This window comes from Streptomyces sp. NPDC020845, assembly GCF_044334165.1.
Lineage (GTDB): Bacteria > Actinomycetota > Actinomycetes > Streptomycetales > Streptomycetaceae > Streptomyces.
Map to the genome: position 1 here is coordinate 150,160 of NZ_JBIRSJ010000018.1, position 13,030 is coordinate 163,189.

The following is a 13,030-nucleotide window of genomic DNA, read 5'->3' on the forward strand; positions in this document are numbered from 1 at the left end:
TATTTTGCACATATGACCAGCAAAACTTGCAATAGACCGCAACGGTTGTCCGGGGTCATCCTGCTGTCATGAACACCAACACGAACACCATCGTTTCCCGGCACACCACCAGCAAGGGTGTCGTGGTCTGGAGCCGGTGCGCCTGCGGACGGCTTCAGATGGCCCTGATTCCATACGGCACCGACGGCAAGGGACTCGCCGCGGGCGGACACGACATCCAGTGCCCCCACCTCGGCCGTCAGCGCTGCTCGGCGTCAGGAGGACAGGCGTAGCGCCGGCGTCCCGTCCGTGGCTTCCCCTCGATCCGGTCGGGCCGGATCCGGCCTGGCCCCTCGATCAGCGGCGGCTGAACGCGGCGGCTTCGTTGCCGAATCCGACGATGAGCCAGCCGTTGGCGGCAACCGTCACCGTGTGGACGGGCATCGGGAACAGCAGCTCTCGTCCGGCCTGTCGAAAGGTGGCCACGTCCCGAACGCGCACCGTCCCCCGCAGCTCCGGGTGGCGCCTTCCCCTCTGTCCGCCGGTGACCGCGTGAGGCCGGCCGTCGATCAGCGCCGTGGCCATCGCCTGCACCTTGTCGGTGTCCCCTTCCAGGTCGGCGACCTGCCGACCCGTAGTCAGGTCCCACAGGGACAAGCGGTCATCGTCGCCAGGATCCACCACGTCGCGGTAGCTGGTGGTGATGGCATGCGGCTGCCCGTCGATCGCCGTGGTCGCCACCGCCATCACATTGGTTCCGGCGCCGGTGTTCAGTTCGCGTGCCGTTTCCCCCGTACGCAGGTCCCAGACCACCACTCCCCCACCGAAGGTACCGGTGACCATGTGCGGATGCCCGTCGATCGTTGCGGTCGCCATCGCCAGCACACCGGCTTCGTGGTCGATGAGAGGCTCGCCCACCGGTTCTCCCGTGGCCAGGTCCCACATCCATGTGGTCTCGTCCTCGCCGACCGTCACCACGTGCGGGCGTCCGTCGATCAAGGCTGTGGCTACGCAGTTCACCTCGTCATCGTGGCCGATGAGAGGCTCGCCCACGGGTTCGCCCGTGGTCAGATCCCAGACCCGTACCGCCCCGTCCATGTCCCCGGTCACCGCGTGCGGACATCCGTCGACCACCGTGGTCGCCACCGCCAGCACCGTGGCTTCGTGGCCGGTGAGAGGCTCGCCCACCGGTTCGCCCGTGGCCAGATCCCAGATCCGCACCAACTCATCGGGGCCGCCGACGACCGTGTGCAAACGCCCGTCGATCGCCGCGGTCGCCACCGCGAACTCCACGTCCTCGGGGCGCGCCGTGTGGCCGAGGCGGGAGGGGCCGGTGGCCCATTCCACTCGCCACTCGGCGTCGGGTTCTCCCTCCACCGGGCTCGAGATGAGACGGTCGGAAAGCTCAGGCGCTCCGTGACGTGCCGCGTCCAGGGCGAGCAGTTGTCGGCGGATCACGGGATCGGTGTCACGGTGGAGATGAGCCGAGGCCTGATATATCGCTGCGGCCTGCCGGGCCTGCGGGCTCGAGACGCTGCCGAGCATCCTGCTCACCTGGTCCGGGTGGGCATTGACGAGAATATCCGGATCGGTCAACTCTGCGCCATGCAGGTTGAGTTCGTTCCCTGGAGCGGCGCCGAGGGGTGCGCGGTGAGTCATGTCCGGCACAGTATCCGCCCTGGCCGACCGCCGCTCCGCCGTGTTCAGGTGAGCTGGGGAGCGAGCCAGTCGGTCAGGTTCAGGTGCCGGTTGACCTCCCGGTGAGAAGTCGACTCAGAACCGGGAACGACTCAGAAACGGACAAGTGCGCTTTCGATGGTCAATCCTGGCCCCATCGTCATCAGAACTCCGTACTCTCCTGAGTTCACTATGCCCTCACTCAGAAGGCGTTCACAGGAGAACAGAAACGAACCGCTGGAGAGATTTCCGTAGTCACGGAGAACGCCTATGGTGTGGCGCACGTCATGGCGGGTGAGACCCAGATTCGCTCGGACGGAATCGACGATTTTCTTTCCGCCGGAGTGGATCACCCAGTGCGCCACATCACCGCGCCCCAGTCCCGCGCCGTCCAGGAGTCGGTCGACAACGGTTTCGACATCCGCGCCGAGTACGGAGGGGACGTCCCGGTCCAGAAAGAAACGGAACTTTCCGGCTGTGTCGTCCCAGTCGAGGTGGCGCAGGCCCGGGCGGCGCTCGATGCCACGATCGCGTATGTCAGGGAGCGCAAGGTGTTCGGGACGCAGGTCGCGTCCTTCCAGAACACCAAGTTCGAACTCGCCGCCGTGGCCGCCGAGGTCGAGGCCGCGCAAACCATGCTCGACGGTGCCGTGCTCGACCTGGTCGACGGTCGGCTCCACGGCGCCGACGCCGCGAAGGTCAAGCTGTTCTGCACGGAAATGCAGGCCCGTGCCGTCGACCGATGTCTTCAACTCTTCGGCGGATAAGGCTACATGCTGGAGTACCCGATCGCGCGGCTGTACGCGGACGCGCGCATCACCCGTATCTACGCCGGGATCAGTGAGGTCATGAAGGTCATCATCGCCAAGTCCCTGGGGTTGTGAGACATGTCCGTGCACGACTTCGCCGACCGGCCGGGCGTCGCCCTCGTCGCGGGCGGCACCGGTGGCATCGGAGCGGCCGTCGCCCGGCTCCTCGCGGAGCGCGGCAGCGACGTCGCCTTCACCTACCGGTCCAACAAGGAAGCGGCGGACGCCCTCGTCGGCGAGGTGACGGCGTACGGCCGCCACGTCGGCTCCGTGCGCGTGGATCTGACCGATGAGGAGGCCACCGCGCGGGCCGTCACCGAAACCGCCGCGGCGGGCGGCGGCCTGCACACGCTGGTGTACGCGGCCGGGCCGCACGTCCCGATGAGGCATCTGAGCAGGGTCACTCCCGCTCAGTACCGTGCCCAACTGGAAGCCGACGCGGTGGCGTTGTTCAACCTCGTCCACCCCGCGCTGCCGCTGCTGCGGGAGAGCCGGGGCAGCGTCGTCGCCGTGACGACGGTCCCCACCCGCCGCTTCCCGGTCCGCGACGGGCTGTCGTCGGGTGCCAAGGGAGCGGTCGAGGCGGTGGCGCGCGCCCTCGCCGCCGAGGAGGGACGGTACGGCGTCCGCGTCAACTGCGTCGCCCCCGGCATGCTCACGGACGGCATCGCGGCCCGGCTGATCGACTCCGGCGAACTCGACGAGGACGCCCTCGCCGTCACCCGGCGCAATATCCCGCTGCACAGGTTCGGCCGGGCGGAGGACATCGCGGAGGCGGTCGCGTTCCTCGCCTCGGAGCGCGCCGGGTTCATCACCGGGCAGGCGCTGGGCGTGGACGGCGGGTACAGCGTCTGAGGCGACGGCTCATGGGGTGACCTCTTGACCGCCGATGTACGCGGCCCGTACGACATCGGCGGACAGCGCGTCCAGCGCCTCGCGCAGGGGTACGCGGAGCAGGCACAGGTCGGCCGCCCCGCTCACCCTCAACTGCCGTACGCGAGCGGGGTATTGCGCGCGACCGAGGAAGAGTCGCAGCGCTGTTTGAGGCTCGATGCCCTCCCCGTCCCGCCGCCGAGCCGGTCCGACTCCGGCGGGACGGCGACCGTCTGACCGTCGTACTGGACCGCCCCTGGGTACGCAACGCCGTCGACGCGGCCACGCGTGACGCCCTGTGCGAGGCCCTGGAGGTCGCGGTGGCCGACCCGTCGATCACCGTGGTCGACCTGCATGGCCACGGGCCCGCGTTCTGCAGCGGGGGCGACCTCGCCGAGTTCGGCACCGCACGGGATCCCGCCGAGGCACACCGGGTGCGCGTACACCGCAGCCCGGCGGCTCTGCTCCAGCGGTGCGGGCCCAAGGTGACCGCCCATCTGCACGGCGCGTGCGTGGGAGCGGGCATCGAGCTGGCGGCGTTCGCGGGGCGTGTCCTGGCGGCGCCGGACACCGTGATCCGCCTCCCCGAAACGGAAATGGGCCTGATCCCGGGCGCCGGGGGAACAGCGAGCCTCCCGCCCCGCATCGGCCGGGAACGCACCGCCTCGACGAGGCCATCGACACCTCTCCGACACTTCCTCGGCAGTTCGGCGCGCCGCTCGCCGCCGAGCGGTGAAAGCAACCGACACACCACCGTCCCGGACCGTCACGGACTGCGAGCCTCAGGTGTCGTCCGCTGACGGAGGCTCGGTCTCGGCGAAGGCGCCCGCGGCTGCGGCGAGGACGGCGGTTCTCGCCGCGTGGCCGGGCAGTTGCGGGTCGTGTGGTGTGCGGAGGAGCACCAGCTGGTGGTAGAGCGGCGCGGTGGCGGCGATGAGCAGTCGCCGGGCGTCGGTTCGCGGTGGGATGTCGCCGCGCCGGACGGCACGGCTGACGACGATCTCGCAGCGGGCGTACCGGTCTTCCCAGAGCCGCTGTTGGGCCTCGGCGGCCTTCTCCGAGCGGAACGAGGCGGCGATCAGCGCCGCCATGATCGGCGGCTGTGCGGCCATGGCTGTCTGGATCTCCTGGTTCAGCGCTGCCAGATCGCCTTCCAGTGACCCGGTGTCCGGTGGCTGCCAGTCGTCGTCGCTCGCCGCGTCGAGGACGTCGGCGAGCAGGCCGCCGACATCCCCCCAGCGCCGGTACACCGTGGTGCGGTGCACGCCGGAGCGGGCGGCGACGGCGTCCATGGTGAGCCCGTCATAACCGTGTTCGCCGAGCTCCGCGCGGACCGCGTCGAGTACCTGCGTACGAGTACGGGCGGTGCGGCCCCCGGGACGGCGTCGGGTGGGCGGCGGCCGGGTGTCTTCTGGCTCTGGGTCTGTGGGAGTGATCACTGGAAGTCCGTTTGCTCAGGGGGACGGCGTTGTGGCAACATCTTAATGCATCAGTTGTCGCACTAGTGGAGTGATCAATGCTCTTCCAAAGCGTTCGCCCGGCCGCGCGGCCCTCGACAGCCGCCTCGTTCTCGAATGCTTTGGAGTCTCCGCATGCCTACACAGATCACCGCGCTCGCCGTCAGCAAGTCCTTCAACGGCAGGCTCGTTCTTGACTCGGTGACCTGCTCGCTCGCCGCGGGCGAGCGCACCGGGATCATCGGTGAGAACGGATCCGGCAAGACCACCTTGCTGCGCCTGCTCGCCGGGCGTGAACGGCCCGATCAGGGCGAAGTCGTCGTCCAGGCCACTGGCGGCGTCGGCTGTCTCGCCCAGAACGAGCGGATGGAGCCGCAGGCCACCGTCCAGCAGATCATCGACCGGGCCCTGACCGAGCTACGCACCATCGAGCAGCGAATGCGCCGTCTGGAGGCCGCGATGGCCGACGGCGACGAGTCGGGCATGGCCGAGTACGGCGAGCTGATGACGGTCTTCGAACTGCGCGGCGGCTACGACGCCGACGCCCGGGTGGAACGCGCTCTGCACGGTCTCGGCCTGGGGCTGGTGGGCCGTGACCGTACCGTGGGCAGCCTGTCCGGCGGAGAGCGGGTCAGATTGCGGCTGGCCGCCGTGCTGGCAGCCGCGCCGGAGGTGCTGCTGCTGGACGAGCCGACCAACCATCTCGACGACGCCGCCCTGAGCTGGCTGGAAGAACACCTGCGCACCCGGCGGGGCACCACGGTGGCGGTCTCCCACGACCGGGTCTTCCTCGAACGTGTCGCCACCAGCCTGCTGGAGGTGGACGCCGACCGGCGCCGCGTCGTCCGATACGGCAACGGCTACACCGGCTACCTCGCCGAGAAGGCCGCCGCCCGGCAGCGCTGGGCCCAGGCGTACGACCAGTGGCGGGCCGACATCGACCGGCTCCGCGAGGCCGCCGCGACCACCGCCCGCCAGGTGGCCCCCGGCCGACCGATGAAGGACGGCAACAAGATGGCCTACGACCGGGCGGGCGGCCGGGTGCAGCAGTCGCTGGCCGGCCGGGTGCGCAACGCCGAGGAACGGCTGCGCCGCCTCCTCGCCGACCCGGTCCCGCCCCCGCCGGAGCCGCTGCGCTTCACCCCCGTACTGCGGGCCCGCCGCTTGCAGGGCGCCGTACTCGACGCCGCCGACATCGCCGTCACGGCCCGGCTCGACCGCACGAGCGTCACCGTCAAGGCGGGCGAGCGCCTGCTGATCACGGGACCGAACGGAGCGGGCAAGAGCACCCTGCTCCGCGTGCTGGCCGGGGACGTCACCCCCGACAGCGGGAGCGTCACCCGCCGCGCCAGAGTGGGCTACCTCCCCCAAGAGCCGCAGCCCGGGAAACCGGACGAGACCGTGCTGGCCGCCTTCGCCCGTGGACGGGCGGGCGAGGCCGCCGGACACGCCGAACGGCTGCTGTCCCTCGGCCTGTTCGACCGCGAACAGCTCACGGTGCCGGTCGGCCGGCTGTCCACCGGGCAGCTGCAGCGTCTCGCCCTGGCGCGACTGCTCAGCGAGCCGTCAGACGTCCTGTTGCTCGACGAACCCACCAACCATTTGTCGCCCGCCCTCGTCGAAGAGCTGGAAACCGCTCTGACCGGGTACGACGGCACCCTCGTCATCGTCAGCCACGATCGCCGGCTGCGCCGGCGCTGGCAGGGCACCCGCCTGGCCATGCGGCCGACTCCGACGTCCGCCGCCAGGGCCTGAGGTCCACCGGAGCCGCGGACACCCCTCGGAAAGGAAGCGATTCCTCATGCCACCTGTCCCCGCCGACCCGACCGTCGTACATCCGATGCCCGAGCAGCCGCGGGTGGTGCTGCTGAAGCCGCTGATCACCTCGCCGCTGATCGAGGTCGGAGAGTTCTCCTACTAAGACGATCCCGATGACCCGACCGCCTTCGAGACCCGCAATGTGCTGTACCACTACGGGCCGGAAAAGCTGGTCATCGGGAAGTTCTGCGCGCTGGGCGAGGGCGTGCGGTTCATCATGAACGGCGCCAACCACCGCATGGACGGCCCCTCGACGTTCCCCTTCCCCATCATGGGCGGCTCCTGGGCCGAGCACTTCGACCTCATCGCCGGCCTGCCCGGACGGGGTGACACCGTGGTGGGCCATGACGTCTGGTTCGGATACCGGGCCATGGTGATGCCCGGCGTCCGTATCGGCCACGGAGCGATCATCGCTTCCGGCTCCGTCGTCGTCGACGACGTCCCCGACTACGGGATTGTCGGCGGCAACCCCGCCCGTCTCATCCGCCGCCGCCACAGCGACGAGGACATCAACCGCCTCCTGGCCGTGGCCTGGTGGGACTGGCCGCTCCAGCACATCACCGAACACATCCGCACGATCATGTCCGGCAGCATCGACGACCTGGAGAACGCGGCGCCCGGGCACACACCGCCCCACAGGTCGACGGACCGCTGAACCGTCGGACGACCGGCTCTGCGGACGTCGGCATCGGCATCGGCATCGGCAATCCATCCACACTCCTGCGCCAAGAATCGAGCTGTCAGCATGTCTGCTTCGCCCCACCACAACCCGTTCGCCGACTGGCTTCGCGCCCATGCCGTCCCCCTCACCCACCTCGACCCCGATGCGCCGCTCGACGACCTGGAGCCGCTGCGCGCCATCATCGGCGAAGCCCGTGTCGTCGCGATCGGCGAAAACTCCCACTTCATCGACGAGTTCGCCATCCTGCGCGAGCGCATCCTGCGGTTCCTGGCCGAACGCTGCGGCTTCACCGTCCTGGCCTTCGAATACGGCTTCAGCGAAGGGTTCCCCCTCGACGCATGGGCCCGGGGCGAGGGGACGGACGACGGCCTGTCGGCCCACCTTGCCGCAGCGATCCCGGTGGGACTCGAGGAGCCGCTGCGCTGGATGCGCCGGCACAACCGCACAACCTCACCACCGGTGCGTTTCGCCGGCATCGACATCCCGGCGGCCGGTGGGTCCTTGCTCCCCGCCCTGACCCCGGTCGCCGACTACCTGCGCCACATCGATCCCGAAGCCCTGCCGATGGTCCAGACGGCGATGCGGATCGCCGAATCGTTCGCCGGTGGCTCCGCGGCCGACGCCGCGCCCGCGTGGGCCCGCCTCGCCACCGCCGAACAGGACGCCCTCAGCGCGACCCTGACGCGCCTGCTCATCCGGTTCCGCTCCGTCGAACCGCTGTACGTCTCCCGTGGCGACCAGCAGAGCTACGACATCGCCCTGCGACGCCTCGAAGGCGCCTGCCGCGGCGACTACACCTTCCGCGCCATGGCCGACCTCTTCGCCGGCAAGGGGCTGACCGCCGACACCTCGGCCCGGGAGGTCTACATGGCCGAATCGGTCCTCTGGCACCTGGAGCGCTTCGAGCCCGGCACCCGCATCGTGCTGGCGGCCCACAACGCCCATATCCAGAAGACATCGGTCTCCTTCGACGGCCACCTCACCACGCTCCCGATGGGACAGCATCTGCACCGAGCGCTCGGCGATGAGTACGTCGCCCTCGGCCTGACGAGCACCACCGGAGACACCGCGGACATGCGCCGCGACGAGAACGCACGCTTCGGTTTCGCCATCGACACCACGGCGCTGGAGCCGCCCGAGCCGGGAAGCATCGAGGCCGCCTTCGCCGATGCCGAACTCGGGCTCAGCATCGCCGACCTCCGCCAGGCACGCCCGGAGGCCCGTGGCAACGCCGCCGTTGCCCAGGGCCCCGACCGCATCCGGATGCAGAGCGCCTACCTGCACACCCCCATCCTCGAGGCGTTCGACGCCATCCTCAACACCCCGATCTCCACCGTGGCCGGCAACCTCGAAAACACCTGACACAGGCCGACAAGGGGTGGTCGTTGGACTCTCCCACCGTGGGAGAGTCCACCATGGTGGCGTACCAAACTGCCGTACTTGAGGCGTGTCTCATCGATCTGGCAGAGGCCCCGTAAGAAGAACGCATGACCCGGCTGATCATCCCCACCCAGGAAAGCATGGCATGACCACGGTGATAGACATTGATGCCCGCCGTACGCAGCACTGTGAGACAACGGCTCTCGGGGTGCTGTTGCGGCACCAGGGACTCGATCTGTCCGAGCCCATGCTCTTCGGCCTCGGTTCCGGTCTGTCCTTCATCTACTGGGACAGCAAGAACATGGGCTTCCCCTTCCTCGGAGGACGGGTCAGGCCCTTCGACCTCACCACAAACCTGGCCACCCGACTCGGGCTGGAACTCCTGGTCCAGGAGACCACCTCCCCCCGCAAGGCATGGCAGAACGTGGTGTCCTCCATCGACGCCGGCCACCCCGTCGGACTTCAGCTCGACAGCTACCACCTGGACTATTTCGCCTCGAAGGTGCACTTCGGCGGTCATGTCGTCGCCATGTACGGCTACGACGACCACGACGCCTATCTGATGGACACCGACCAGCAAGGCGGAACGGTATCCACCAGCCTGACCAGCCTCGCCCAGGCCAGGGCCGCGCGCGGCCCGATGACCGCCAGACACCGGTCCTTCACCCTCACCGTCCCGAGCGACCTGCCCTCCCCGCAGAGCCAGATCATTCCCGCCATCACCGCCTGCGCCGACGCCTTCCTCCACCCGCCCATCGCCAACCTCGGCCACCGAGGCATCGAAAAGACCGGCAAGCTGGTAAGCACATGGCTCCAGCGGACCGACACCCCACAGCGGGACCTGCCCCAGGCTGCCCTCTTGATGGAGAAGGCGGGCACGGGCGGCGCCCTGTTCCGTAACCTCTACCGCGACTTCCTCGCCGAATGCGCCCAACACCTCGACAGCAGCCACCTGCGCACCGGCCACGAGCTGTACGTCGAGGCAGCGACCCTGTGGACGGAAGTCGCAGCACTGATCACAAAAGCCGGTGAATCAGGCGATGCGCAGTGCCTCGTACAGGCAGGCACCGTCCTCCGCGATCTTTCACGCATCGAGCGCGAGGCCATGCATACGCTGAGCCGCCTGGGGCAGTAAGAGCCCAAACCCGGCGCATGCGGGCATGGGGAGAGGCTGTGTGGACGGGACCCCGGTTGGAGATTTTCCTGCGGGGCGTGATTCGGCGGGCGGAGGCGGGAGATGAGCCGCAGCCGTGGTGGATGCCGCGGCGTGTGCTGACCGTGGTGTCGGCCGATGTCGACACCACTGCCGGTGTCGGGGCGATCTGGACCGCAACGGCGGAGGCGTCCTCAGCCTCACCCGCAGCATCGACCCTCCGCGCTCCATCACCACGGCCCCATGGATCGGTTGCGTCAAAGTGCGCCTCGGGCGGGACGTGGGTCAGTATCCGCCCGAGCAGGACCGTCGTCGCCGACTCCCAAAGGCTGGTCAGGGGACCGTGGCTCGTGCCCGGTGCCTGCGGACGGCATCGCGGTTGGCGCAGCGCTGTGAGCAGTAGCGCTGTCGTCCGGTGCGCGAGGTGTCGGCGAAGGCCGTATCGCACTCGGTCACCTCGCAGCGCCGCAGCCGCTGCATGCCCCGGCCCGCCAGATGCAGTGCGGTGCCGACCGCGAACAGCGTGAACAGTACGGAGCCGAGCGGCTGTTCCGCATCCCGGTAGTGCAGATGCCAGCCCGTACCGGCGTGGGAGGTCAGCCGGGGGTAGGCGGCGGCCTCGGCCAGCATCCGGTTCAGCAGATCGGCGCGCTCCTGCTCCCCGGCGGCGTCGACGACCCGCTCCCAGGCGTTCAGTGCGGCCTGGGCGCGGTCGAGGTCGTCCGCTGTCACCGGGCACTCCAGTGTGAGCCCGGCGGCGCGGCAGCGGTCCGCCAGTTCATCCGCGCTCTCGGGCCGGCGGTTGGCGAGGGCCGCGGCCAGGTTCACCGCGTCCTCGCCGTAAGGGTTGAGCTGCATAAGGCCATTACAGCAGTGTGGCCGGCATGACACAACAAACCGCCGGACGCGCCAGATCCCAGGCCCCCGCCCCGTGGCGTTATCGCTGGATCGTGCTGGGCATTGCCACTTTCACCCAGGCCGCGTCCGGCTTCTTCGTGGGCGGCATCGGAGCGCTCGGCGTCCACCTTCAGCGCGCCCTGGACCTGAGCACGGCGCAGCTGGGTCTGCTGGTCTCGGCGGCCCAACTCGTGCCGCTGGCCGGCCTGCTGGTGGCCGGCGAACTGCTGGACCGCTACAGCGAGCGCTGGGTGGTCGGGATCGGGGCCGGCGTGGTCGCGCTGGCTCTGGGCGCGGGGAGCCTGGCGCCGGGATACGCGGCCCTGCTGGGTGCTCTGCTGGTGGTCGGCGCGGGATACAGCACCGTCCAGCCGGGTGGGAGCAAGTCGGTGGCGTCCTGGTTCGACGCGTCACAGCGGGGCTTCGCGATGGGCATCCGGCAGGCCGGGCTGCCGCTTGGTGCGGCGCTCGCCTCGGCCGTACTCCCGCTCGTCGCCGAGGAGTTCGGCTGGCGGGCGACGCTGCTGACCGGTGGCTTCGTCGCGCTGTTCGGAGCCGCGCTCTTCATGGGCTGCTACCGTCGGCCGCCCGTACTGCCCGCACCGCCCGCCGCGCCCGCACCGCAGCAGGGCAAGGAGCCGTCGGACCCGCTCGCGGCACAGCTCCGTGCCCGGCTGCGCATGCTCCGTGAACCGTCCACGGTGAAGATCATGCTGTCGGGGACCAGTCTGATCTCGGTGCAGTGCGGCGTGGGCATCCTGACGGTGCTCCACCTCCACCAGGCGTCATCGGTCGGCGCCGGGCAGGCGGCCCTGATCCTGGTGGCGTCCCAGGGTGCGGGCGTTGCAGGTCGGATCTGCCTGGCGGCCTGGAGCGACCGGAGCAGGACCGGGCGCTATGCCATCGTGCTGGTCTGCATGGTCGCCGTGATCGCCGGGCTGGCCGTGCTGATGACACCGGCCGGACGGACACCGGTCGTCGCTTCCGTCGTCTTCGTCTGGCTGGGCTTCTTCGGCTTCGGCTGGTACGGCCCATGGGTCGCCTACGTCACCGAGGCGGCCCCACCGGGCAAGACCGGCTTCGCCCTGGGCCTGGCCATGTCCGTCAACCAGATCGCCATCGTCACGGTGCCGCCCACGCTCGGCCTGCTGGTCGACCTCACCGGCAGCTTCACCCCGGCCTGGGCACTGCTGTCCCTGCTGACCACTGTCGCCCTGGCGGTCACGGCCAACGCGGAACGCCGCAGCCGCAGTGGCGAAGGTGGCCACCGGGCTGGCACACCCCGATGAAGGCATCGCTGGTGTCCAGTGTCCGAAACAGAAGCCTCCGAATGGTGAACGACAAGACTGGTACCTGTTTCCGAGCCTCGAAACCGCAGCGCCTCCCCGGCAACTACCGGGGAGGCGCTGCGCGGTTCAGGAACCGGCACCCACAGCCGAGGCGGGGGAACTTTCGTTCCAGCGCCCCGCGACCGCGGTCTCGGTGACGAAGTTCTCGAAACTCCTGGGCCGCCGGCCGAGGGCTCGCTCCACGTCGTCGGAGAGCGCGGCGCCCGAGCCGTTGCCGATGGCTGTGAGGAGTTCGGTGAGCAGTCGCGCGACGTCGGGTGAGGCGCCCGCGTTGATCTGGCGCTCGATGAAGGCATCTGGGGCGATGTCGACGTGTCGGATCGTGCGCCCGGTGGCCTTGGCGATGAGGTTGGCCGCTTCGCCGAAACTGATCGCCCGTGGGCCGGTCAACTCGTAGATCTGGGTGTTGTGGCGGTCTTCGGTCAGCGCCGACGTGGCGACCTCGGCGATGTCCTCGGCGTCGATGAAGGGCGTGCGCCCGTCGCCGGTGGGCAGGGCCAGGGTTCCGTCGAGGATGCCGGGCAACCAGGGGCCCTCGCTGAAGTTCTGCGAGAACCAGTTGGGACGCAGGATGGTCCAGTCGACACCGGAGCCGCGCACGGCCTGCTCGGCGGCATGCAGGGGGTGGCCGTCCTCGCCGGCGCGCGGGGCGGACAGCAGCACCAACCGCCGCACACCCGCGGCCACCGCCTCGGTCACGAACCGGGGGATGCGCGCCTGGCGGTCCGCGCTCATCTGCAAGTTGGGCTCCACGAGGTAGGCGGCGGTGACGCCGTCGAGCGCGGGCGCCCAGCTCGTCGGGTTGTCCAGGTCGAAGGGGATATCGCCGCTGGTGCGGGACGCAGTACGGACCGGCCGGCCGGCGGCCTTCAGGCGCCGGGCGATGCGGCTGCCGGTCTTGCCGGTGCCGCCGAGGACGAGGATGTTGTTCATACCGTCCAGAGAACTCCATGACG

At 69.6% G+C, this 13,030-nt stretch carries 11 protein-coding genes and 3 pseudogenes; 9 read left to right on the forward strand and 5 right to left on the reverse strand.

Annotated features, from left to right (window positions below):
* Nucleotides 1–68 precede the first annotated feature (68 nt).
* Nucleotides 69–272 (forward strand): hypothetical protein, encoded by a 204-nt coding sequence (locus tag ACH4U7_RS40585; protein ID WP_398532795.1) that lies wholly within the window; start codon nucleotides 69–71, stop codon nucleotides 270–272.
* A 64-nt stretch (nucleotides 273–336) separates the two neighbouring features.
* Here ACH4U7_RS40585 and ACH4U7_RS40590 read toward each other — a convergent pair whose 3' ends face one another.
* Together ACH4U7_RS40590 and ACH4U7_RS40595 are read right to left on the reverse strand one after the other, a co-directional pair.
* On the reverse strand, nucleotides 337–1,638 hold the full coding sequence (locus ACH4U7_RS40590) for a WD40 repeat domain-containing protein (RefSeq protein WP_398532796.1): 1,302 nt from the start codon (nucleotides 1,636–1,638) through the stop codon (nucleotides 337–339).
* A 131-nt stretch (nucleotides 1,639–1,769) separates the two neighbouring features.
* A pseudogene (locus tag ACH4U7_RS40595) lies at nucleotides 1,770–2,147 on the reverse strand (3-oxoacyl-[acyl-carrier-protein] synthase III C-terminal domain-containing protein); the annotation flags it as partial.
* A gap of 6 nt (nucleotides 2,148–2,153) precedes the next feature.
* Between ACH4U7_RS40595 and ACH4U7_RS40600 the strand changes: the two are divergent.
* The 3 genes and pseudogenes from ACH4U7_RS40600 to ACH4U7_RS40610 all read left to right on the forward strand — a co-directional run.
* A pseudogene (locus ACH4U7_RS40600) lies at nucleotides 2,154–2,540 on the forward strand (acyl-CoA dehydrogenase family protein); the annotation flags it as partial.
* Between the two features lie 3 nt (nucleotides 2,541–2,543).
* Complete coding sequence (locus ACH4U7_RS40605) at nucleotides 2,544–3,320, forward strand: SDR family NAD(P)-dependent oxidoreductase (RefSeq protein ID WP_398532797.1); 777 nt, start codon at nucleotides 2,544–2,546, stop codon at nucleotides 3,318–3,320.
* 263 nt (nucleotides 3,321–3,583) lie between these two features.
* Complete coding sequence (locus tag ACH4U7_RS40610) at nucleotides 3,584–4,138, forward strand: enoyl-CoA hydratase/isomerase family protein (protein ID WP_398532874.1); 555 nt, start codon at nucleotides 3,584–3,586, stop codon at nucleotides 4,136–4,138.
* Here the strand turns inward: ACH4U7_RS40610 and ACH4U7_RS40615 are convergent.
* Nucleotides 4,121–4,774 (reverse strand): TetR/AcrR family transcriptional regulator, encoded by a 654-nt coding sequence (locus ACH4U7_RS40615; RefSeq protein WP_398532875.1) that lies wholly within the window; start codon nucleotides 4,772–4,774, stop codon nucleotides 4,121–4,123. The genes ACH4U7_RS40610 and ACH4U7_RS40615 overlap by 18 nt on opposite strands.
* A gap of 156 nt (nucleotides 4,775–4,930) precedes the next feature.
* On the opposite strand from ACH4U7_RS40615, the gene abc-f reads away from it, so the two are divergent.
* The 4 genes and pseudogenes from abc-f (at nucleotide 4,931) to ACH4U7_RS40635 (ending at nucleotide 9,810) form a co-directional block, all read left to right on the forward strand.
* Entirely contained in the window at nucleotides 4,931–6,550 is a 1,620-nt protein-coding gene (abc-f, locus tag ACH4U7_RS40620; protein ID WP_398532798.1) for a ribosomal protection-like ABC-F family protein, read from the forward strand.
* Nucleotides 6,551–6,596: 46 nt separating this feature from the next.
* A pseudogene (locus ACH4U7_RS40625) lies at nucleotides 6,597–7,268 on the forward strand (CatB-related O-acetyltransferase).
* Between the two features lie 90 nt (nucleotides 7,269–7,358).
* The gene (locus tag ACH4U7_RS40630) at nucleotides 7,359–8,657 is read left to right on the forward strand and encodes an erythromycin esterase family protein (protein WP_398532799.1); all 1,299 of its coding nucleotides are present in this window, start codon (nucleotides 7,359–7,361) and stop codon (nucleotides 8,655–8,657) included.
* A gap of 163 nt (nucleotides 8,658–8,820) precedes the next feature.
* Nucleotides 8,821–9,810, forward strand: a complete 990-nt coding sequence (locus ACH4U7_RS40635) for a BtrH N-terminal domain-containing protein (protein ID WP_398532800.1) — start codon at nucleotides 8,821–8,823, stop codon at nucleotides 9,808–9,810.
* A gap of 351 nt (nucleotides 9,811–10,161) precedes the next feature.
* Here the strand turns inward: ACH4U7_RS40635 and ACH4U7_RS40640 are convergent, their stop codons facing one another.
* Nucleotides 10,162–10,686: a CGNR zinc finger domain-containing protein gene (locus ACH4U7_RS40640; protein ID WP_398532801.1), complete on the reverse strand. Its 525-nt coding sequence runs from the start codon at nucleotides 10,684–10,686 to the stop codon at nucleotides 10,162–10,164.
* 26 nt (nucleotides 10,687–10,712) lie between these two features.
* Between ACH4U7_RS40640 and ACH4U7_RS40645 the strand changes: the two genes are divergently transcribed.
* Nucleotides 10,713–12,014 carry an MFS transporter gene (locus ACH4U7_RS40645; protein WP_398532802.1) on the forward strand — a complete coding sequence of 434 codons (1,302 nt, stop codon included), beginning with the start codon at nucleotides 10,713–10,715 and terminating at the stop codon, nucleotides 12,012–12,014.
* Between the two features lie 126 nt (nucleotides 12,015–12,140).
* Here the strand turns inward: ACH4U7_RS40645 and ACH4U7_RS40650 are convergent, their stop codons facing one another.
* Nucleotides 12,141–13,007, reverse strand: a complete 867-nt coding sequence (locus tag ACH4U7_RS40650; RefSeq protein ID WP_398532803.1) for an SDR family oxidoreductase — start codon at nucleotides 13,005–13,007, stop codon at nucleotides 12,141–12,143.
* Nucleotides 13,008–13,030: the final 23 nt, after the last annotated feature.